This is a genomic window from Gulosibacter sediminis (genome assembly GCF_023370115.1).
GTDB classification, from domain to species: Bacteria; Actinomycetota; Actinomycetes; order Actinomycetales; family Microbacteriaceae; genus Gulosibacter; species Gulosibacter sediminis_A.
In genome coordinates this window covers 2,663,456-2,685,012 of sequence record NZ_CP097160.1, presented here as the reverse complement: position 1 = coordinate 2,685,012, position 21,557 = coordinate 2,663,456, and the positions used below count along the sequence as shown (strand labels likewise).

15 protein-coding genes and 2 tRNA genes are annotated in these 21,557 nt (G+C 63.2%); 7 read left to right on the top strand and 10 right to left on the bottom strand.

The window, feature by feature from the left end; translation table 11 throughout:
• Positions 1-127: 127 nt before the first annotated feature.
• Complete coding sequence (locus M3M28_RS12420) at positions 128-931, top strand: siderophore-interacting protein (protein ID WP_249386758.1); 804 nt, start codon at positions 128-130, stop codon at positions 929-931.
• Between the two features lie 102 nt (positions 932-1,033).
• On the opposite strand, the gene M3M28_RS12415 is transcribed toward M3M28_RS12420, so the two are convergent.
• Positions 1,034-2,761: a glycerol-3-phosphate dehydrogenase/oxidase gene (locus M3M28_RS12415; RefSeq protein ID WP_249386757.1), complete on the bottom strand. Its 1,728-nt coding sequence runs from the start codon at positions 2,759-2,761 to the stop codon at positions 1,034-1,036.
• Positions 2,762-2,883: 122 nt separating this feature from the next.
• On the opposite strand from M3M28_RS12415, the gene M3M28_RS12410 reads away from it, so the two are divergent.
• Positions 2,884-3,426, top strand: coding sequence for a DUF937 domain-containing protein (locus M3M28_RS12410; protein ID WP_249386756.1), 543 nt, complete (start codon positions 2,884-2,886; stop codon positions 3,424-3,426).
• Between the two features lie 629 nt (positions 3,427-4,055).
• On the opposite strand, the gene M3M28_RS12405 is transcribed toward M3M28_RS12410, so the two are convergent.
• The 9 genes from M3M28_RS12405 to dnaA form a co-directional block, all read right to left on the bottom strand.
• A tRNA-Ala gene (locus M3M28_RS12405) sits at positions 4,056-4,128 on the bottom strand.
• A gap of 29 nt (positions 4,129-4,157) precedes the next feature.
• Positions 4,158-4,231, bottom strand: a tRNA-Ile gene (locus M3M28_RS12400).
• 57 nt (positions 4,232-4,288) lie between these two features.
• A complete protein-coding gene (locus M3M28_RS12395; RefSeq protein ID WP_249386755.1) occupies positions 4,289-4,696 on the bottom strand; it encodes a DUF3566 domain-containing protein in 408 nt (135 codons plus the stop codon).
• Positions 4,697-4,707: 11 nt separating this feature from the next.
• Positions 4,708-7,323 (bottom strand): DNA gyrase subunit A, encoded by a 2,616-nt coding sequence (gene gyrA / locus M3M28_RS12390; RefSeq protein WP_249386754.1) that lies wholly within the window; start codon positions 7,321-7,323, stop codon positions 4,708-4,710.
• A gap of 44 nt (positions 7,324-7,367) precedes the next feature.
• Entirely contained in the window at positions 7,368-9,491 is a 2,124-nt protein-coding gene (gene gyrB, locus M3M28_RS12385; RefSeq protein ID WP_249386753.1) for a DNA topoisomerase (ATP-hydrolyzing) subunit B, read from the bottom strand.
• 107 nt (positions 9,492-9,598) lie between these two features.
• On the bottom strand, positions 9,599-10,105 hold the full coding sequence (locus M3M28_RS12380; protein WP_249386752.1) for a DciA family protein: 507 nt from the start codon (positions 10,103-10,105) through the stop codon (positions 9,599-9,601).
• A complete protein-coding gene (gene recF, locus M3M28_RS12375; protein WP_249386751.1) occupies positions 10,098-11,273 on the bottom strand; it encodes a DNA replication/repair protein RecF in 1,176 nt (391 codons plus the stop codon). The genes M3M28_RS12380 and recF overlap by 8 nt, the downstream gene beginning before the upstream one ends.
• A 9-nt stretch (positions 11,274-11,282) precedes the next feature.
• The gene (gene dnaN, locus M3M28_RS12370; protein ID WP_249386750.1) at positions 11,283-12,425 is read right to left on the bottom strand and encodes a DNA polymerase III subunit beta; all 1,143 of its coding nucleotides are present in this window, start codon (positions 12,423-12,425) and stop codon (positions 11,283-11,285) included.
• 486 nt (positions 12,426-12,911) lie between these two features.
• Positions 12,912-14,468: a chromosomal replication initiator protein DnaA gene (dnaA, locus tag M3M28_RS12365; RefSeq protein ID WP_431193850.1), complete on the bottom strand. Its 1,557-nt coding sequence runs from the start codon at positions 14,466-14,468 to the stop codon at positions 12,912-12,914.
• A gap of 397 nt (positions 14,469-14,865) precedes the next feature.
• On the opposite strand from dnaA, the gene rpmH reads away from it, so the two are divergent.
• The 5 genes from rpmH (at position 14,866) to M3M28_RS12340 (ending at position 17,428) form a co-directional block, all read left to right on the top strand.
• On the top strand, positions 14,866-15,003 hold the full coding sequence (gene rpmH / locus M3M28_RS12360; protein WP_125106538.1) for a 50S ribosomal protein L34: 138 nt from the start codon (positions 14,866-14,868) through the stop codon (positions 15,001-15,003).
• 6 nt (positions 15,004-15,009) lie between these two features.
• A complete protein-coding gene (locus M3M28_RS12355; RefSeq protein WP_249386748.1) occupies positions 15,010-15,417 on the top strand; it encodes a ribonuclease P protein component in 408 nt (135 codons plus the stop codon).
• A 13-nt stretch (positions 15,418-15,430) separates the two neighbouring features.
• A complete protein-coding gene (gene yidD, locus M3M28_RS12350; protein WP_125107413.1) occupies positions 15,431-15,757 on the top strand; it encodes a membrane protein insertion efficiency factor YidD in 327 nt (108 codons plus the stop codon).
• A complete protein-coding gene (gene yidC / locus M3M28_RS12345; protein WP_249386747.1) occupies positions 15,754-16,731 on the top strand; it encodes a membrane protein insertase YidC in 978 nt (325 codons plus the stop codon). The genes yidD and yidC overlap by 4 nt, the downstream gene beginning before the upstream one ends.
• A gap of 127 nt (positions 16,732-16,858) precedes the next feature.
• The gene (locus M3M28_RS12340) at positions 16,859-17,428 is read left to right on the top strand and encodes a Jag family protein (RefSeq protein WP_249386746.1); all 570 of its coding nucleotides are present in this window, start codon (positions 16,859-16,861) and stop codon (positions 17,426-17,428) included.
• The last annotated feature ends 4,129 nt before the right edge of the window (positions 17,429-21,557 follow it).

The following is a 21,557-nucleotide window of genomic DNA, read 5'->3' as shown; positions in this document are numbered from 1 at the left end:
CTGCGCAAGAGCCTACTGGCTGGATGTTCGCTGAATGAAGCCCCGTTCACGCGCCGTAATATTTGCGCGCACGAAGTTAGGCTTGCCTAATTTCAAAGTGGGCGGAAGTGCCCTGAGGGAGGAAGCCATGAGCAACATTCAGGTCCTGCACGCCGAATCTGGCCTCGTGCACGCCGAGGTCGCCCGCAGCGAGCGCGTGACTCCGAACATGGTGCGCGTCACCCTCACCGGCGACGACCTGCGTCGCTTCGAGTACCGCGGCTTCGATCAGTGGTTCCGTCTCGCCTTGCCCGTGCACGACGGCGACCGCTTCGACAACCTGCCGAGCAAGTTCGGCATCGGCGGCTACCTCAAGTACCTCACGCTGCGGAAGGGTACGCGCCCGGTTATTCGCAACTACACGGTGCGCGCCTACCGAGAGAGCCCGGTCGAGCTCGACGTCGACTTCGTCGTGCACGAGGGCGCGACCGCCGGCGTCGCCTCCGAGTGGGCCCTCGGCGTGAAGCCGGGCGACCCGATCGCGTTCATCGACCAGGGCTGCGGCTTCAAGGTGAAGGAGAGCGACTGGGTGCTGCTCATCGGCGACGAGAGCGCGCTCCCCGCCATCGCCGGCGTGCTGCGTGATCTGCCGCGTGACACTGTCCGCCACGCCTTCATCGAGCTGTTCGACGACCGCGATCGGCAAGACGTCAGCGCCCCGAGCGGCGTCGAGGTGCACTGGGTAATTCGCGGGGCGAAGGATGCGCCTGGCACGCGCGCGCTGCCCGCGCTGCGCGAGCTCAGGTTCCCCGACGGTCGCGTCAACGCCTTCGCCGTGGGCGAGTCGGCGATCGCGACCGGAGCGCGCCGCCATCTCGTGAACGAGCGCGGGGTCCCGAAGACCGACGTCACCTTCAGTGGCTACTGGAAGGTCGGCCGCGCCGCCGGCTAGCGGAGCTCGTTGAGCGCGAGCCTGCCGGTGACGGACTGCCCCGGGCGCTGCGGCGCTGCGGCGCTGCATCCCAAGCATGCGCAACCGCGGGTGTCGCGCATCTCAGGGTGTGGCGAGCGGCACGGCCTCGGCGTAGCGCGCCGCGGCCGCCGCATCCGTCGCTTCGGTCGTCGCGAGGTCGTAGGCCGCCGCGGCGTCGCGATAGGCGACGAGCTCCTGCGCCGTCTGCTCGGGTGACCAGCCGAGCTCGACCGCGACGATCTCGGCGACCTCTTCCGCGGCGCGACCGGCATGGTCGAAGAACTCGTAGCTCATGCGGGTGCGGCGTTCGAGGAAGTCGTCGAGGTGCAGCGCGCCCTCGTAGCGGGCCGCAAAGATGATCTCGGCGCGGAGGTAGGCCGGGGCCGCCGCCACCGGCACGGCCGCGTCGGCGTTCTCGTCGCAGATCGCTGCGATCGTGTTGATCTCGGCGCCGTAGCGGTGCACGAGGTGCTTCGCGACCGACGGCGCGAGGCCGTGCTTGCGCGCGAGCGCCCGCGCCGTTTCGATCGCGACGCGGCTGCCGACCGCGCCGACAAGCGGCGTCGTGGCCGTGACGCTCGGCGTCGACTTCGCGGCCGCGCCGAGGGCGAAGTCAACCGCATCCTCGGCCATGACCCGGTAGGTCGTGAGCTTGCCGCCCGCGATCGACACGAGCCCCGGCGTCGGCGAGGCGACGGTGTGCTCGCGCGACACCTTGGCCGAGGCCGTGCCGGCCTTCGTGCCCGGCTGCAGGAGTGGCCGCAGGCCCGCCCACGTGCCCACCACATCCGCGCGGCTGATCGGGTGCTCGAGCACCTTGTTCACCTCGGCGAGGACGTAGCCGATGTCGGTGCTGGTCGGCACTGGCAGGGCGCGGTCTTCGTCCCAGGGCGTGTCGGTCGTGCCGATCACCCAGTAGCGCGACCACGGAATCACGAACAGCACGCTCCTGTCGGTTTGCAGAATGAGCCCCGACTTGCCGCTGAGGCGATCGCGCGGAATGACGATGTGGATGCCCTTGGAGGCGAGCACGCGCAGGCCGCCCGCACCGGCGAGTTTCTGGGTTTCTTCGGTCCAGACACCGGTCGCGCTGATGACTTTTTTCGCGCGCGCCGTGAAGTGGCGACCCGTTTCGACGTCGACGAGCTCGGCGCCGACGACCGCGCCCGCGTCGTTTTGCACGAGCTCGGTGACCTGAACGCGCGATGCGGCGTGCGCGCCATGTCCGACGGCGGTGCGCATGAGCGTCGTGACCAGGCGCGCGTCGTCAACCGACGCATCCCAGTACTGAATCGCGCCCACCGCCGCATCCCGACGGAACGAGGGGAAGCGTTTGCGCAGGCCCTTCTTCGTGAAGTGTCGGTGCCACGGCAAGCGTCGGCGGCCCGGGCCGAGCATCGCGAGCAGGTCGTAGAGCATGATGCCGGCGCCGACGTAGGCGCGTTCGATCACGGGCGTCTTCAGGGGGTAGAAGAAAGGAATGGGGCGCACGAGGTGCGGGGCGAGCTTGGTGAGCAGGAGATCGCGTTCGGTGAGCGCTTCGTGCACCAGCTTGAAGTCGAGCATCTGCAGGTAGCGCAGGCCGCCGTGGAGCAGCTTGCTCGAGCGGCTCGAGGTGCCTGACGCCCAGTCTTGCTCCTCGACAATGCCCGTTGTGAGGCCGCGGCTCGCGGCGTCGAGGGCGATGCCGGCGCCGGTCACTCCCCCGCCGATGACGAGAATGTCGAGCTCGTCGCCGCTCGCACCGGAGGTGCTCAGCGCCTCGATAGCATCGCGTCGCGAGGCCGGGTTCATCCGGTAACCGGTCATCAACGAATCTCCTTCGCCGTCGTCTATTGATCAAACGACGGATGTGGGCCTCGGCGCAAGCCAAGCTGTTCCCAGCCGCGCGTTGCAAACTCTGGCTGAACCCCTCGAGAGAAAGCACGATCATGCCCGATATCTCCGCGATCCTCAATGAACTTCCCGTCAACGACCTCGCCCAGAAAGTCGGTGCATCGCCCGATGACGTGCAGCGTGCACTCGGCGATCTGCTGCCCACACTTGTCGGCGGCATGCAGGCGAACGCACATGCGCCGTCGGGTGCTGCCTCACTCGCCTCGGCCCTCGAGCAGCACGTCAACGGCGCCCAGTCGGTCGACGACGTCGACGAGGCCGACGGCGAGAAGATCGCCGCGCACGTCTTCGGCGGCGAGCAGGATGCGGTGGTGGCGAAGGTCGCCCAGCACTCCGGCAACGATAAAGGCCTCATTCAGAAGCTGCTGCCGCTCGTCGCGCCCCTCGTGATGGCGTGGCTCGCGAGCCGCTTCACGAAGAGCAACGACGCGAAGAAGGAGGCCTCGACCGAGCCTTCCGGCGGTGGCCTCGGCGACATCCTCGGCCAAGTGCTCGGTGGCGACTCGGCTTCGTCGAGTGGTGGGCTTGGCGGCATCCTCGACTCGCTCGGCGGGCTGCTTGGGGGCGGACGGAAGTAGGCGCGCGTCGTAGGTCACCGCCACGATTGGGTGGTGTTCTCGACCCTGAATCGCCGACAGCTTCTCCCGCTCAAAGCGTACAAACAAGTACCTCGGCGCCCCCTGCTGCTCGTCCCACCAGTTCTCATGCGAGCGGATGCGGGGAGCGAGTTGATCACGCTGCTTGTGGCAGCCTGAATCGAGCGTCGCAGGCGCAAGGTTCGTCTGCGCCGTGTTGGTGAACTCGCGGTGCCGACCTTCGTTGCCGATTCCACCTCGATGAGACGGCCGGTGGTGACGTCGTAGATATAGTCATCCGCTCGTGTACCCGGGCCAGTGCCGACATCGTAGAAACCCTCTCCGCCCAGCGAGGAGTTGGAACACTTCTTCCGCACCTAAGGCCGTTGCGCGTGCGCGGAAATACGGGGGGCGAGCTTCGCGTCACAGCCCGTCACAGTGGCTCGGATGGAGACACGTGCCGCGAACGGGCTGACGGCGGGGGCGCGACGCCGATGATGCATCCAACGCACATGACGATGCCGGTTGGAAGCATCGCCACACCGTAAGGACTGAGCGAAGTGAACAGCGGGACGACAAAAAGAGCCGTGGCCCGCTTGATCGCGAGCCACGGCTCAGATGTCGAGGTGACGTGGAGCCTAGGAGATTCGAACTCCTGACATCCTGCTTGCAAAGCAGGCGCTCTACCAACTGAGCTAAGGCCCCGGATGTGTTGGGATGATCAACAACACCGGTGGGGCTACAAGGACTTGAACCTTGGACCTCTTCGTTATCAGCGAAGCGCTCTAACCGCCTGAGCTATAGCCCCGTTTGCTCGTGAAACCCTCAACGAGTTCTCGGCACGAACAACGACATTACCACAAACCTAGTTGTTCGTGAAACCCATCACGATGCCACCCGTGAGGCGGCACGCGAGGTTGAACAGCAGGGTGCTGACGGACGCGAGAGCGGTCAATACGACCACCTGAAGCACCGCAATAATCACCGAGAACCCGAGCACGCCACCGAAGTTGACGAAGGTCTCGACGGTGACCTGCTCGCTGCCGGTTACGTCATTGAGCAGGTTGTTGATCGACTCCATCACGCCGGTGTTCGCAAGCACGGTCCACGCGAGCACGGCGGCGACGATGGTGACAATGCCGAGGCAGAGGGTCAGCAGGAAGGTGAGCTTCACGACCGACCAAACGTCGACCTGCATGAGGCGCAGGCGGACCTGCTTCTTCGAGGTGCGGCGTTCGGACTTCTTGGCCAGCTTGTCTGCGACTGAGGTCATGATGTCCGATCCTACTGCTCGTCGGATTCAGGCGCCGCATTGGTGTCTGAATCATCCGCGGCAGCCACGGCATCCGACTCAGCCACAACATCCGTCTGCGCCTCGTCGGTCTCGCCGTCAGCATCCTCAGCGTCCGGGTCGAGCCCGAGGTCCCGCTCGGTGTTGCGCGCCATGCCGAGGATGTGGTCACCGGCACCGTGGCGAGCGAACACAACGCCCATGGTGTCGCGGCCCTTCGCGGGAACTTCCGACACATTCGAGCGCACGACCTTGCCCGAGTTGAGGATGACGAGCACCTCATCATTCTCGTGCACGAGCATCGCGCCCGCGAGGTGACCGCGGTCATCCGACTGCTTCATCACCTTGATGCCGAGGCCGCCACGGCCCTGAATGCGGTAGTCGTTCACCGCCGTGCGCTTCGCATAGCCACCCTCGGTGATCGTGAACACGAAGAGCTCTTCGTCGGTGCCGACCGCCGCATTGATGAGGTAGTCGCTGCCACGGAACGACATGCCCTTCACACCCGAAGTATCACGACCCATCGGGCGCAGCTGCTCGTCATCGGCGATGAAGTGCAGCGACTGGCCCTCGTGCGAGAACAGGAAGATGTGGTCGCCGTGCTTGATCGTCATGGCCGAGACGAGCTCGTCACCATCGCGGAGCTTGATCGCGATGATGCCCGCCTGGCGGTTCGTGTCGTAGAGCGAGAGATCGCTCTTCTTGATGAGACCGTTGCGCGTCGCGAGCACGAGGTAGTCGTCTTCCTCGTAGTTGCTCAGGTCAAGAATCTGCGCGACCTGCTCGTCAGGCTGCAGCGGCAACAGGTTCGCGATGTGCTGGCCCTTCGAGTCGCGGCCGGCCTCGAGCAACTCATAGCACTTCGTGCGGTACACGCGACCGAAGGTCGTAAAGAACAGCAGCCAGTGGTGCGTCGTGGTGACGAAGAAGTGCTCCACCACGTCATCTGCCTTGAGCTGCGCGCCGCGCACACCCTTGCCGCCACGGCGCTGCGAGCGATAGTTATCGCTGCGCGTGCGCTTGATGTAGCCGTCGCGAGTGACGGTGACGACCATTTCCTCGACCGGGATGAGGTCTTCGTCGGTCACATCGCCGTTGAATCCACGGATGATCTCGGTGCGGCGGTCATCGCCGTAACGGCGCACGATCTCACCGAGCTCGTCGGAGATGATCTGGCGCTGCTGCTCGGGCGAAGCCAGGATGCCCTTGTACTCGAGAATCATCTTCTCGAGGCGCTCGGCCTCGTCAGTGATCTTCTGGCGCTCGAGTGCGGCGAGACGACGCAGCTGGAGGTTGAGGATCGCCGACGCCTGAATCTCGTCGACGTCGAGCAGCTCCATCAGGCCAGTGCGCGCGACCTCGACGGTCGCCGAGCGGCGGATGAGCGCGATGACCTCGTCGAGCGCGTCGAGCGCCTTGAGGTAACCACGCAACACGTGTACTTCTTCTTCGGCCTTACGCAGGCGGTACTCGGTGCGGCGCACGATGACCTCGACCTGGTGCGCCACCCAGTGGTGGATGAACCCGTCGAGCGAGAGCGTGCGGGGCGCACCATCGACGATCGCGAGCATGTTCGCGCCGAAGGTGTCCTGCAGCTGCGTGTGCTTGTAGAGGTTGTTGAGCACGACCTTGGCCACGGCGTCGCGCTTGAGCACGATAACGAGGCGCTGCCCGGTGTGGCCCGAAGTCTCGTCGCGAATGTCGGCGATGCCCTGCAGCTTGCCCTCGCGCACCATCTCGGCCATGCGGTTGGCGAGGTTGTCGGGGTTCACCTGGTACGGCAGCTCGGTGACGACGAGGCAGGTGCGGTTGCCGATCTCCTCGACACTGACGACCGCGCGCATCGTGATCGAGCCGCGACCGGTGCGGTACGCCTCCTGGATGCCCTTGGTGCCGAGAATCTGGGCGCCGGTCGGGAAGTCGGGGCCGGGGATGCGCTCCATGAGGGCCTCGAGCAACTCCTCGCGCGTGGCATCGGGATGCTCGAGCGCCCAGAGTGCGCCGTCAGCGACCTCGCGCAGGTTGTGCGGCGGAATCTTCGTCGCCATACCGACGGCGATACCCTCGGAGCCGTTGACGAGGAGGTTCGGGAAGCGCGCGGGGAGCACGGTCGGCTCCTGCGTCTGCCCGTCGTAGTTGTCCATGAAGTCGACGGTGTCTTCTTCAATGTCACGCACCATCTCGAGCGCGAGCGGCGCCATCTTCGTCTCGGTGTAACGGGGCGCCGCGGCACCGTCGTTACCGGCCGAGCCGAAGTTGCCCTGACCCTGCGCGAGCGGGTAGCGCAGCGACCACGGCTGCACGAGACGCACGAGGGTGTCGTAAATCGCCGAGTCACCGTGCGGGTGGTACTGACCCATCACATCGCCGACGACGCGGGCGCACTTCGAGAACGACTTGTCGGGGCGGTAGCCGCCGTCGTACATGCCGTAAATCACGCGGCGGTGCACCGGCTTCAGGCCGTCGCGCACCTCGGGCAGCGCGCGGCCCACGATCACGCTCATCGCGTAGTCGAGGTACGAGCGCTGCATCTCGAGCTGGAGGTCGACCTTCTCGACGTTGCCGCCGGCGATCGGAGACTCGTTAGTGGTATTGGTTTCGTCAGCCATTCGTTCTTACTTCGCTGCCTAGATCTGTGATGTGCGCCAGGCGCTTAGATGTCGAGGAAGCGCACGTCGTGCGCGTTGCGCTGGATGAACGTGCGTCGCGACTCGACGTCCTCGCCCATGAGCGTCGAGAACACCTCGTCGGCGGCCTCCGCGTCGGCCATCGTGACCTGGCGCAGGGTGCGCGTCTCGGGGTTCATCGTCGTGTCCCAGAGCTCGTTGTAGTTCATCTCGCCGAGACCCTTGTAGCGCTGAATCGCGTTGTCCTTCGGCAGGCGGCGGCCACCGGCGCGACCCTGCTCGATCAGCGCATCCCGCTCTTCGTCGGAGTACGCGTACTCGTGTGCCGCGTTCGTCCACTTGAGGCGGTAGAGCGGCGGCGAGGCGAGGTAGACGAAGCCGGCGTCGATCAGCGGCTGCATGAAGCGGAACAGCACCGTGAGCAGCAGCGTGGTGATGTGCTGGCCGTCGACATCAGCGTCGGCCATGAGAATCACCTTGTGATACCGCGCTTTGTCGACGTCGAAGTCGTCGCCAATACCGGTACCGAACGCCGTGATCATCGACTGAATCTCGGTGTTCTGCAGCGCGCGGTCGAGGCGCGCCTTCTCGACGTTGAGCACCTTGCCGCGCAGCGGCAGGATCGCCTGCGTGCGCGGGTTGCGGCCCTGGACCGCCGAGCCACCGGCCGAGTCACCCTCGACCATGAAGATCTCGGACTCGTCGGGGTTGCGCGAGGTGCAGTCGCGCAGCTTGCCGGGCATGCCGCTCGACTCGAGCAAGCCCTTGCGGCGGGTCTGCTCGCGCGCGCGACGTGCGGCGAGGCGGGCAGCGGATGCCTGGGTCGCCTTGCGAATGACCTCGCGGGCCTGCTGCGGGTTGCGATCGAGCCACTCCTGCAGCCCCTGGTTCATGACACGCTGCACGTACGACTTCGCCTCGGTGTTGCCGAGCTTCATCTTCGTCTGGCCCTCAAACTGCGGTTCGCCGAGCTTCACCGAAATGATCGCCGCGAGGCCCTCGCGCACATCCTCACCGGAGAGGTTTTCGTCCTTCTCTTTGAGGAGGCCCTTGTCGCGGGCATAGCGGTTCATCGCCGTGGTGAGCGCAGCGCGGAAGCCCTCGAGGTGCGTGCCGCCCTCGCGGGTGTTGATCGTGTTCGCGAACGAGTGCACCGACTCGCTGTACGCCTCGGTCCACTGCATCGCGATCTCAACCGAGATAGTCGCCTCGGTGTCTTCCTCGACCATGTCGATGATCTCGGGGTGCACCGCTTCGACCTTTTTGCGCTTCACGAGGTGTTCGACGTAGTCGACGAGGCCGCGGTCGTACTTGAAGACCTGCTTGCGCTGCTTGTGCTCGCTCTCGACCGGCGTGGTCTCGGCCTCGGGCTCGCCCACCTGCTCGTCGGGGGCCTGCACGACCGCTTCTTCAGCACGGTCAGCGTCGCTCGGCTCGAGCACTTCGTGCACCTGGGTCATGCCCTCGTTCAACGTCGCCGGGTCGCGCTCATCAGTGAGCGTGATGCGCAGGCCGCGGTTGAGGAACGCCATCTGCTGGAAACGCGTACGCAGCGTCTCCCAGTCAAACTCGGTCGTCTCGAAAATCTCGCCGTTCGGGTAGAACGTGATGCGGGTGCCGGTGACGTCGGTCTCGGCGCCCTGCTGAATAGCACCCTGCGGCACGCCGTTCGCAAATTCCATGTGCCACTCGTGGCCGTCGCGCGACACGTCGGCGATGAAGCGCGTCGAGAGCGCGTTCACGACCGACGAGCCCACACCGTGCAGACCGCCCGAGACGGCGTAGCCGCCGCCACCGAATTTGCCGCCGGCGTGCAGCTTCGTGAGCACAACCTCGAGCGTCGAAACGCCCTCGACGGGGTGCGTCTCGACCGGAATACCGCGGCCGTTGTCGATGACCGTGACGCCGCCGTCGGCGCGAAGCGTCACCTGAATGTCGTCGCAGTAGCCCGCGAGCGACTCATCAACCGAGTTGTCGACGATCTCGTACACCAGGTGGTGCAGGCCGTCGGGGCCCGTGGAGCCGATGTACATACCCGGACGCTTCCGCACCGCCTCGAGACCTTCGAGAACCTGGATCTGACCAGCTCCATAGTCGTGTTCGACGCGGCCGGTCGTGGATCCGTGCTGGTTTGCCCCAGTATCCGTCATTCGGACTCCTCAGTTTTTACTTCGCAGACGTTCCATTCTAGCAAGGGATTGCCAGATTCGCCGTTATTTGGCGATCTGCGGGCTTTTCCCCCCACGCTCGTGGTTCCCTACCCATAGGTGTCTCGAGGCCCTCGACCCGGCACAGAACGATTTCCGTGTCGCCAGGACGGTGCCCCGGGGTTCAAAAACTTGATGTCGGTGAGCTCGACCTCGGGCACGGCGGCTCGGATGCGCCCAAGCAGTTCGCCGCGGATCGACCGCAGTTGCGTGGCCCAGGCTGTCGAGTCGCACTGCACGAGCAGAACTCCCTCGTCGACGAAGAGCGGTTTAGTGTGCGCGGCGGTGCGCTGACCTGCGAAAGTCTCCCACTCGTCGATGAGCCGAGCCTGGGCGAGCGGCGTCTGCCAGTCGAATTGCGCGAACAGCTGGCTCAGCACCGCGCCGGTCGACTGCGGGTCGCGCTTCGGGCCGAAGGGAAGCTGCTCGGCCTGCGCATCCTTCGACTCGGACGTCGACGATCCCCGGCCACGCAGCAGGCGACGGGGAATCTTGTGGCCGCCAAAGACTTCCTTGCAGCGCAGCCAGACGAGCGTCGATTCACTGAACTCAGGCATCGACGCCACCGCTCACGATCGTGCCGGCTTCGATGCGAATCGTGTCGTGCCGCAGCGCCTCGGGCAGATCGGTGACGACGGCACAGGTAATGAGCACCTGCTCGAAGTCGTGCACCGCGTTCGCGAGGCGCGAGCGACGCGCACCGTCGAGTTCGGCAAACACGTCGTCAAGAATCAGCACGGGGTCGCCGGTCTTCGATTCCTCACGGATGAGCTGGGCCGCCGCGAGCTTGAGCGCGAGCGCAAACGACCACGATTCACCGTGGCTCGCGGTGATGCGCGCCGGCAACCCGTTAAGCCAAAACGTTGCATCGTCGCGATGCGGGCCCACGAGCGTGACCCCGCGGTCGAGCTCGCGCGGGCGCGCATCCGTCAGCCGCGTGCGAAAGCGCTCGGCAATGTCGTCGACCGTGAGCACCGCACCGATCTCTTCGCCCTCGCCGTCGCCATCCATGGGGCGGCCGGTGTCGGCAAGCGCACTGACCCGCATCGAAATGCTCGCGCCGTGGTCGGCGTCGACAAGGGTCGCGTAGGCCCTGGCGAGGTGGGGGCGCAGCCGGTCAACGAGCGCGAGCCGCTGGGCGACAATTCTCGTGCCGAGGTCGACAAGCTGGTCGTCCCAAATGTCAAGCGTCGTGAGCTGCTCGGCGCCGAGGCGCTGCTGCCGTGCGGTCTTGAGCAGCGAATTGCGTTGCCGCAGCACACGTTCGTACTTCGAAATCGTCTCGCCGAAGCGGGGCGAGTGGGTGATGAGCAGCTGGTCAAGCAGTTCGCGGCGCTGGCTCGGGTCGCCGCGCACGAGTGACAAATCTTCGGGCGCGAACACGACGGTGGTGAAGAACCGAGCGAGCTCGCGGGTCTTCACCGCGTGCCCGCGCACGCGGGGCTTGTTGCTGCCCGACTTCGCGATCTCGACGTCGATGCTGAGCTCGCGTTCGCCGTGGCGCAGCTCGGCCCGCACGATGCCGCCCTCTTCGCCAAAGCGCACGAGCGCCGCATCCGACGACACCCGGTGCGACTTCAGCGTGCCGAGGTAGGCAATCGCCTCGACCAGATTCGTCTTGCCCTGGCCGTTCGCGCCCTCGAACACCTGGATGCCCGGGTGCAGATCGAGTTCGGCGGAGCGGTAATTGCGAAAATTCCGCAGGCTCAGGTGGGTGACGTGCACGACGCGCCGTTAGCGCATGAGCAGGTTCGGCTGCAGCAGGTAGCGGAAGGTGTCGGTTGCGGCAGCCTCGTCAAGCGAAGTCTGGCCGGTGAGCAGCACGGGGCCGGGCTTGTTCGGGTTGTCGTTGTTGGTGAAGGCAATCTTCACAAACGCCGAGTGGATGGCGCCGACACCCTCGAGCAGGAACTGCGGCTTGAGCGAAACGACAATGTCGTCGCCCTGCAGGTTGATGCTGAGTTCCTCGGCGCCGGCGGCCTGCTCGGCGCCAACCGCGTCGAGCTTGAGCCCCTCGTCCGAGAAGCTGAAGCGCAGTGCCTGCTCGCGTTCGAGTACGAGCTGCATACGACGAACCGCGTCGATGACATCGCTGCCCTGCAGCACTGCGAAGTGTGGGGTTTCGGCCGGGAAGAGTCGCGACACGGCGGGGAAGTTGCCTTTGATGAGCAGCGACGTGACGGTGCGACCATCGGCGGTGAACGCGATGAGCTGGCGGTCGCCCTCGCTCACGAGCGTGATGACAACTTCGTCGGCGTGGGCAAACGACTTGCCGACCTCGCCGAGCGTGCGGGAGGGAACAAGTGCCTGGTCACCCTCGGAAAAGTTGCTCTGCCATTCGATTTCCCGCACCGCGACGCGGTAGCGGTCGGTGGCGACGAGCTGCAGCTGCGTCGGCGAGAACGTGAGGTGCACACCGGTGATGACCGGGGCGACATCTTCGCGGGATGCGGCGACAACGACCTGGCTGATGGCCTCCGAGAAGTCCGTGCCCGAGACGACGCCCGAAGTGCCTTCGATGGTCGGCAGTGCCGGGAATTCCTCAATCGGCATCGTTGGCAGCGTGAAGTTCGTGCGACCACAGGTGATCGTGATGCCGCGGTCGTCGCGCTCGACCTGCACCGGCGCATCCGGCAGGCGGCTGGCGATATCGGCGAGGAGGCGACCCTGCACGAGGACGGCGCCGGACTCGTCGACCGTCGCATCAATCGCCGTGCGGCTTGAAACTTCGTAGTCGAAGGTCGAGAGCTGCAGGGTGCTGCCGCTGGTCTCGAGCACGACACCGCTGAGGATCGGCAAAGTGGGTCGCTGCGGGAGGAGCTTGACGACAAACGACACGGCGTCGCTGAACATGTCGCGATTGACTTCAAACTTCACTGGCGATTCCTCCATGGCTCGGCGGGGATTCAATGCTAGCGGGTTGGTCTTGCTTCTCGCTGCTCAGGGCATCCTCGCTGCCGCACGGCCCGAACAACAAAATGTCACGAGCGGATTTTTCTAGGTAGAGAGATCTGTCTTCTCACTCTTAACAGCTGTGGAGAATGTGGATAACTCTGTGGTCAACTGATTTCCGTAGGGAACTACATCGCTGAAAGTTGTGATTCTCGAGTGGATGAAAAGTGGAAGGCATCCCCAGATTTTTGCGTCCTGATGCGGAACTCCACAGGCTCGTCCGCCGCGTGCACAGTTTGTCCACTGTCTTCGCCGCTGATTCCACAAGTTATCCACAGATCGTGGAAATTGCATTCTCCACTGCTTATCCACCCACTATTCACGGGCTTGTCCACAGAGTTATCCACAGGCTATGGAAACGACGATGCGCTCGATCTGCGGTGACCGCGATCGAGCGCATGGGCGATGAAGCTAGCGGGTGCTGGGCTGGCGAATCCTTGACGTGAGTTCGGTGACCTGGTTGAAGATCGAACGGTCTTCGGTCATGAGTTTCGTGATCTTGCGGTGCGCATACATCACGGTGGTGTGGTCGCGGCCGCCGAAGAGCTGACCGATCTTCGGCAGCGAGAGGTTCGTCATCTCGCGGCAGAGGTACATGGCGATCTGCCGGCTCGTGGCGATCGCCTGCGAGCGGCTCGAGCCGTAGAGGTCCTCCACGGTGAGGTGGAAGTAGTCGGCCGTCTCGCGAATGATGTCCTGCGGCGAGATGACGTTCGGCTCTTGGTTCGTGATGAGGTCCTTGAGCACCGTCGTCACGAGGTTGAGGTCGATCGCCTGCTGGTTCAAGTTCGCGAAGGCGGTGACGCGAATCAGCGTGCCCTCAAGTTCGCGGATCGAGCTCGTCACGTGCACCGCGATGAACTCGAGCACCTCGTTCGACAGCTCGAGCTGGTCGGCCTCGGCCTTCTTCCGCAGAATCGCGATGCGCGTTTCGAGGTCGGGCGACTGCACATCGGTGATCAGGCCCCACTCGAAGCGCGAGCGCATCCGATCTTCAAAGCCAGTCAGCTGCTTCGGCGGCACGTCCGAGGTGATGACCACCTGCTTGTTGTGCTCGTGCAGCGTGTTGAACGTATGGAAGAAGGTCTCCATCGTCGAGTCCTTGCCCTGCAAGAACTGGATGTCGTCGATGAGCAGGATGTCGTTGTTGCGGTAGCGCTGGTGAAACTCCGCCGAGCGGTTCATCGAGATCGAGTTGATGAAGTCGTTCGTGAATTCCTCACTCGACACGTACCGCACCTTGATGCCTGGATACATGTCCTGCGCATAGTGGCCGATGGCGTGGAGGAGGTGAGTCTTGCCGAGACCCGAGTCACCGTAGATAAAGAGGGGGTTGTACGCACGGGCCGGAGTCTCGGCGACTGCCACGGCGGCGGCGTGGGCGAAGCGGTTCGACCCGCCAATGATGAAGTTCTCGAAGATGTACTTCGGATTGAGGCGCGAGTCGCCGTCTGGCTGGGTCGCGTTGGGGTCGTGATACGGCGCCGCGGCCTCGATCCCGTGGGTCAGCGCAGGCGTCGGCTCGGCCTGTGGATAACCGGTGGAAAAACTCGAGAAGCGGTCCTCGTAGGTGGCCGTTCGCTGCATCGCGGTGGCCTGTTCCATCGGCGCCTCGGCAGGGAGCGGGGTTTCGTAGACCGTGGTGTCGGCCGGCGGAGTCGGCTCCGAGTTCGGATTGACGACGATCGCGAAGTTGCGGACACCCTGGGCTGCCGGCGTCGCGGCGATCGCCTCGAGTAGGTACGCGCGCCCACGTTGTTCGATCTGCGAGCGGGTGAGGTCGTTCGGCACCTCGAGATAAATTGTGCCGTCCATCACGCCTTTTGCTTGCACCAGGCCGAAGTAGCCGCGCATTGACTGCGGCATGTCGAGGTTGCCTCGAAGCGTCGTGAAGAGGTCTGTCCAGACTTCCGTCACAGCTTGCGTCACGTGCGACTTCCTTCCGGTATTCGATCTCGACAACTTCATGGCTCACAGAACAGCGGGCATGCTCGCGCACGACCGCCCTTCTGTGCGCACCGTGCCACCCTGCACATCGATCGTCCCGCACGGGGATCCCATTTGCAAAGTTATCCACAGCCTGTGTGGAAAACTGTGAGTTATGAGGCCCGTGCGCAATCGTGCGCGACAGATACGCCACTCTAGACCACGATTGGCCACCGATGCGAGCCGGGACTGCCAGGATATTGCCATCTCCGGCGAGTCGGCCCAGTCAAACCTGGTCAGCGTGGTAGCTCGCCTACAGACGCGCTCATGTGAACCTTGACCTGAGGCTTGAATGTGGCGTAATCTGATCCAGTTATGCCCGCATCCGGGCCTTGTTTCGCTGCCCAACAGCCTAGGGCCTCGATCAGGAGATTTTTTTATGTCGAAGCGTACTTTCCAGCCCAACAACCGCCGTCGTGCCAAGAAGCACGGCTTCCGTGCGCGCATGCGCACCCGCGCCGGCCGTGCCATCGTCGCGGCACGTCGCTCGAAGGGCCGCAAGGTCCTCTCGGCGTAGTTCCCGGTGCTCGCTCGGCAGAATAAAGTCACCAGCGGAGCCGACTACCGTCGTATCTCCCGCCGTGGCCGTCGAGCTGGCGCATCCGGACTTATCGCGATTGGCGAAGCCAACCGCGACGCTGCCTCACCCACCCGCTTTGGTTTCATCATCACCAAGCGGGTGGGTGTTGCCGTTGTACGCAACCACACGCGACGTCGGCTCAAGGGCATCGCGCGCGAACTGCTCGTCTTGGTTCCCACCGGAGCATCGTTTGTGATTCGCGTTTTTCCGGAGGCTGCGAGCTTCAGCTACGAACAACTGCGCGCCGAAACGCGACGCGCCGTGTTGGATGCGACCGAGAAGCTCGGTCTAGTTGCGGCTGACGTCACTGAGGACGCCGAATTCTGCAGTTGCGCTGACAGCGCCGACTGATCGGCGGTCATCAATGCGACGAGTCCTGCACAACATTGCACTCATCCCTCGCAACCTTGGGATCGTGCTGCTCCTGCTCTACCGGCGCTTCATCTCGCCCATCTACGGCGATGTCTGCCGGTACTACCCAACGTGTTCCGCGTATGGTTTAGAAGCAGTGCAGGTGTATGGCCTGGTGCGAGGAAGCTGGATGGCGGCTCGTCGGATCATGCGATGCCACCCGTGGGCCAAGCCGGACTTTGATTACGTCCCAGAGCCCAAACGACCCTTCCCGATTCGACGCACCAAGTTTGGGTTCGTCGTGTCTGATTTGCAAATGAAAGGCGAAGACGCTCGATGAACATCTTCGACATTATTATCTGGCCGTTGCGGTGGGTGATTGAGCTCATCCTCGTCGGTGCGCACACCGCGTGGACAGCTCTCGGCCTGCCGAACGACAGCGGCTGGACTTGGGTGCTGTCGATCCTGATCATCGTGCTCGTCGTTCGCTCGGCGATGATCCCGCTCATGGTGCGGCAGATCAAGTCGATGCGCGGCATGATGGAGCTGCAGCCTGAACTCAAGAAGATTCAGGACAAGTACAAGGGCAAGCGCGACCAGTTCTCGCAGCAGGCGATGCAGCAAGAGACTATGGCGCTCTACAAGAAGCACGGGTCGAGCCCGCTGTCGAGCTGCTGGCCGATGCTCATCCAGATGCCAATCTTTTTCTCGCTGTACCGCGTGCTCAACACGGCGAACCACAGTGAGGCCGGCGTTGGCCTCATGAGCCAAGATCACGCCGTGCTGCTCGCGAACTCTGAGCTCTTCGGGGCGCCGTTGAGCTCGATCCTGTCGCAGGCCGACGGCAACATGAACGTCATCGTTGTCGCCATCGTGCTCATCGTGCTCATGGTGAGCACCCAGTTCTTCACCCAGCGCCAGATCACATCGCAGAACATCTCGGAGGCCGCGAAGGCGTCGCCGATGTTCCGCCAGCAGCAGATGCTCATGTACCTGTTGCCGCTCGTCATGGCGGTTTCGGGCATCATGTTCCCCATCGGTCTCATGGTCTACTGGTTCCTCTCGAACATCTGGACCACCGGCCAGCAGTGGTGGACCATCCGGAACATGCCGACCCCCGGCTCGGATGCGTACAAGAAGCGCGTCGAGCGGCTCAAGGAAAAGGGCAAGTGGGAAAACCACCCCGACAACCCTGCGAACCGCATCGTGCGCGACGGCAAGACGCAGCGTCAACTCGAGCTTGAGGCGCAGGAGAATGGCGGCCAGCGACAGCAGCCGGTGTCGAAGAACCGCAAGAAGAAAAAGAAGAAGTAGGCAGTAGCTATACGGTGCACGGGTATCGAGCCGCGAGGTTCGGTGCCCGTTTGCACATGTACGGGCGGACGTACGTTTACCGGTAATCTGGGGTGCTGAGAGAAGGAATGCAATGAGCGCCAATGACATGACTGACCACGAAGTCGTTGAAGACGAGCGTGTCGAAGCCGTCACGGTTGACGAAGACGTGACCGACGAAGACGCCACCGACGAGCATGCCGTCGATGAGGATGCGAGCGACGAGGGCGATCGCGACGAGGGCGACATCGCCGCGGACTTCATCGAAGAGCTGCTCGACATCGCCGACATCGATGGCGACCTCGACATCGACGTGTCCGGGGGTCGCACCTACATCTCGGTGAACGCCGACGGCGAGAGCAACCTCGACCGTATTGCTTCGCCGGAGGTGGTGGATGCGCTGCAGCAAGTAACCCGCCTCGCGGTGCAGGCCGAGACCGGTGAGTTCTCACGATTGATTCTGGATGTGGGTGGCTCGCGGGATGCGCGCCGCAACGAACTGCAGAGCCTGGTCGATCGCGCGATTGCACGAATCGAAGACGGTGCAGCTTCTGCTGCCCTTCCGCCGATGTCGTCCTACGAACGCAAGATCGTGCACGACATCGCATCGGAGCGCGGTTACAACTCCGAGAGTGAAGGCGAGGGTCGCAAGCGCCACACGGTGTTGCGGGCGAGCTAAGGTCCTCAGGTTTTCGAGACGCGGGTCGTCGACGCTGGTCGGCGGCCCGCGTTCTTGTGTTCCGAGTGATTTTTCTGCTGTATTGATTGCTATCGATATTGATTCCCCGCGTCGCCCAGGAGCGTTCGTTCGGTGCAGTGGATGCGGAGGATGTCGCTCGTGCGAACTCCGCGACCTGCCCGGGATCCCCTTGTTGGCGCGGAAGTCGAGGTACGGTGTCGTTGTGATCTGTGGAGACCGAGAACCAAAGACGGGGCGACATCCATGTAATTACGCTGGTGCCATTCTGGCGACCTCGGTTTTGGGTCGATGTTGCCCCGTTTTGTTCGTCAGATGCGCCGGTCTAGATCGGATGCGCGGGCTCGGTTGTTTCACGTGAAACCAGCATTCGTGCCGCACCACAGACACCGCTTCGAGGGTGTACGCGGAACGCGTTCGGGCGGCGCATTGATGAACGAGTTGAGAACAGCAGAAGGTGTTCATGATTTCGTGGGCCTTCCTTCCTGCCGGCGGGGCACACCCGCTTGCGCGGCAATGGCCTACACGCATGGGTCTCCTGAAAGGTGGAGTCCTTGTGGAGTCCGCTTCAAGAGGCAGTCGGTTTCGCGTGGAACGGGGATCGTTCAGCTCGGCTGACCCACTCTCCTGCGGGTGGCCTCAGCGACGCAGCTGGGGTGCGCGCCCTGCGCGAGGTGTACCCCTTGCCCATCGTGTCCGGGCAGATGCTGAGGGGGTGTGAAGCCAGGCCGCCGCTCGTTTGAAACACGCGTTGTTCCACGTGAAACGAGGGTCGACCGTACTGCGGATCAGCTCCACTGTGAGTGATGAGGCATTCCACTCTGGGCCCCTCTTCTGCCAGGGCAAGCCTCGCCTGACGCAGCAGGTTGTCAACTACGGTGTCGGGGCGATTGACTGCCCTCCGAGTGAGGAAGCGGCCTGGTCTCATGGGATTGGACTGGTGTACCGCGCCGACGAGCGACATCCCGACGGGTCAACTAGCTTCGCACTCGTGGTCGCAGCCTCAAGGTAGGGACGGACTCTGACTGCTGCAGCGGGCCACAAGCTGCTGTGGCGGGTCACGGGTTTACTCTCCCTTCTGAGTTCTGGCTTGGTTTCACATGGAACAGAGGCATATCCAGGCCGTAGGTCGATGCACAAGCGCAACAGTGACCGGCAGAAATGCTGATCTAACTCACGCGAGGGCCGAGATTCTTGCTCATGAGGGCGGCCGCAAGTGGTTATGGGTGTCAAATGCCTGCTCTGCGCTCGGCCTGCTGGTTTGCCGGCACGTAGATGCCGGTACATCCGCGGTGCCGATTGACAGTGTGGTGCGTGCGGACGTGGGAACACTGTGCTTCTGGCTTCGTGTGACAGGCGAATTTCGGCTGATGCAGCCAGGTCCTAGCGGCGGTGGTGGCTCACCCGGCGGCTCTCGATGCGAAGCACACGCTTGGTTTCACGTGGAACGGGTATCTGTCGGCTCTGGTGGTCGACGCTGAGTGAGTGCGGAGGCCGCGCTTTCTCGTGTTTCCTGTTTTGAGTGAAGGCAATTTGTGTCCGATTGGGCAGGCTTTGAGTCATGGTGCCGGTCGCGTGTCTGCTCTGCGTTCGAAGCACTGGCTTGGTTTCACGTGGAACGGGTACCTGTCGGCTCTGCTGGTCGACTCCGAGTGAGTGCGGAGCCCGCGCGTTCTTGTGTTCCGTGTTCTGGTGAAGGCAACTTGTGTCTGATGGGGCAAGTTTCGAGTCGTGGTGGTTGTCACATGGCTCATCTTGGTCGGAAGCAGTGGCTTGGTTTCACGTGGAACGGGTGTCCGTCAACACCGCTGGTCGACGTTGAGTGAGTGCGGAGCCCGCGCGTTTTGTGTTCCGTGTCATGGTGAGGACACCTTATGTTTGATGCGGCAGACTTCGAGTCATGGTGACGGTTACAGGGCTCCTCTGGGCTCGAAGCACTCGCTTGGTTTCACGTGAAACGCGCCTCGTTCTGTGTGGCAATTGACTCTGGTGTGCGCGGGGAAGCGGGCAAATGTGCTCCCCGCTTCATGCGAGAGGCAATCTATGAGTGATGCGGCCGGTGAGAAGCTGCGGTGCCGGGCCACTCGACTGGTCTCGGTTCGGAGGACTGCTTAGTTTCACGTGGAATAGGACTGTCGCATCGACAATGTGGACCATCGCGCTTCCGAAGGGCAAGTGGTGTTGGCGGTGATCATTGGGCGACTCATGGAACCCTCCACGTCTAGCTCATATGGTCCTGGGGTTTGCGGTTGACGCATGCGGGCGCGCTTCCCTCTGCTGTTGCTGTTGCTGTTGCTGTCTGTGATGGCGGTTTGGGGTGTCCCGTTTCACGTGAAACAGCGAGTTCTGCGCGCGATTCAACGGCAGGTCGGCGGACTTGGTCCACCCCCCGCGAGGAACTCGGCGCTTCTGCAGACTTAGATTGCATCGGCTGGGAGCTCCTGCACAGTCAGAAGCCAGTAGATTCTGAGAGATCGTCGTTCGGGTGATGCACTCCTTTCCGGCGGTAAGGACGGTTTCACGTGAAACATGGTTCGTAGCCGCAGTGGCGGCATCGATACTCAAAGCGAGAGAAGGCTTTGCTGGCTGGCCTAGGCAATTGCCGTTCCGGAGGAAGGCTCGTGTATCGGCGATTACACGGGGTCTCGGATACTCAGCGGCATGGGCTTACGCAGCGAGAGCGGGGGTTTGGTTTCACGTGAAACATGAGACCACTGCCCTGGGATCGAACTGGGGCGTGGCGATAGCAATGCCGTGTGGCGGAAGACTGCGCTAAGGATGGCTACGTGAGCAATCCTGCGGGTCTGGAAGCCTGCGGAAGTTGGCTTCCTCAACTCCCGATACACCCTTCTGTCTTCATGCGAATCCACGCCGACTGCGTAAATGCGAGCTTTGGTATGTGCGCGCAGAGTTGCGTTTGGTTCCACGTGAAACATGCAGTTGGCCTCTGAGTGACCGATTGTCTCTGCGACCGATGGACATTTATGGGCGAGCACATCAATCAAGCGAGACTTCCGAGTGTCAGCTCCTCTCCTTATCAGCGCCGGAACACAGAGGCAGCTGGTAGGGCCGCGATGTGGGCAGTGGACTTTGCTCGAGAACCCATTTGGGTGCCCCGCTACTGTTCCCGTGTCGACAAGGACGTCTCAACTACTCCGGTTGCACGATGGAATATCGGGCCGCGCGATTGGTTTCACGTGAAACACCGCAATGCACATTTGTAGTTGGCTGAAGTGCGAAGAGATGTGAGCCACCTCGAGGTCTGCGGCCAGCTCGCTCACCATCTTTGTTCATTTGCAGCTCACCCCGACAGCCGGTCTCGAGATGGCGCTTGTCTACTCCTCGACAAGCGATCCACCATTTGCAGCTGCAGCCCGCGCCAACGTTGCAGCTGCGGCTGAGCTGCACGACTGATGTGAGTCCGCGAGCATGTCAGTCGTTGTTGGAGGTTCGTTCCGAGGCTCCTGTTTCCCGTGAAGAGCAGGTGGCCTGATGGGTTGGTCCCTGCGCTGTTGTTGGGCTGGTCCGCGGGCGGTCTCTCTATTTCCATGGAAGAGGCGCGCGTTGTTTCAGGTCGCAGCTGATGCACTTTCGAGAGCGAAGGATGTCCTATCGGTTTGGCAGGGTGAGGAATTGCGCGTGCTGAGGTCCCACGGTTTCACGTGAAACGAAGCTCGCAGTGTGTGCGCCAGGCGAGGTGGGGTTTGCACGCGGTCGGAGCCCCGTGCTCGCGACGAGACCGAGTCGTCCCCCTACAGGAGGGTGACAGCAGATGGGAGCGCGAGACGTGCCCTAGTTCGTCAGTGGTCCTGTGACGCAGTGGAAGCTAATACGCGAGGCGAGCCCGGGTGTACTCATTTAGGCCGTCGCCTCCCGCTCCTCTCGTTTCACGTGAAACCAGCGGTGGCCATTCACCGCATCTCACTACGGGCTCGTGGACGACGCGCTGAGCAGCTCGGCGTCGTTGTTGAGCGCGCGGCAACGGTGTTGAGCGAGTGCGGGCTATTGCAGTGCGTGCGGTTGAGGCGCAGGCTCAGAGTTCCGCATGAAGTCAGTCAGGAGAGTACGACACCAGAGCGTCCCCAGACAAGGGTGAACGCATTCAGGTGAG

Excerpts from the sequence above, each read along its gene's own strand:
- M3M28_RS12420 (WP_249386758.1), top strand. The coding sequence starts at position 128 with ATGAGCAACATTCAGGTCCTGCACGCCGAATCTGGCCTCGTGCACGCC.
- M3M28_RS12415 (WP_249386757.1), bottom strand. The coding sequence starts at position 2,761 with ATGACCGGTTACCGGATGAACCCGGCCTCGCGACGCGATGCTATCGAG.
- M3M28_RS12410 (WP_249386756.1), top strand. The coding sequence starts at position 2,884 with ATGCCCGATATCTCCGCGATCCTCAATGAACTTCCCGTCAACGACCTC.
- M3M28_RS12395 (WP_249386755.1), bottom strand. The coding sequence starts at position 4,696 with ATGACCTCAGTCGCAGACAAGCTGGCCAAGAAGTCCGAACGCCGCACC.
- gyrA (WP_249386754.1), bottom strand. The coding sequence starts at position 7,323 with ATGGCTGACGAAACCAATACCACTAACGAGTCTCCGATCGCCGGCGGC.
- gyrB (WP_249386753.1), bottom strand. The coding sequence starts at position 9,491 with ATGACGGATACTGGGGCAAACCAGCACGGATCCACGACCGGCCGCGTC.
- M3M28_RS12380 (WP_249386752.1), bottom strand. The coding sequence starts at position 10,105 with ATGCCTGAGTTCAGTGAATCGACGCTCGTCTGGCTGCGCTGCAAGGAA.
- dnaA (WP_431193850.1), bottom strand. The coding sequence starts at position 14,468 with ATGAAGTTGTCGAGATCGAATACCGGAAGGAAGTCGCACGTGACGCAA.
- rpmH (WP_125106538.1), top strand. The coding sequence starts at position 14,866 with ATGTCGAAGCGTACTTTCCAGCCCAACAACCGCCGTCGTGCCAAGAAG.
- yidD (WP_125107413.1), top strand. The coding sequence starts at position 15,431 with ATGCGACGAGTCCTGCACAACATTGCACTCATCCCTCGCAACCTTGGG.
- yidC (WP_249386747.1), top strand. The coding sequence starts at position 15,754 with ATGAACATCTTCGACATTATTATCTGGCCGTTGCGGTGGGTGATTGAG.
- M3M28_RS12340 (WP_249386746.1), top strand. The coding sequence starts at position 16,859 with ATGACTGACCACGAAGTCGTTGAAGACGAGCGTGTCGAAGCCGTCACG.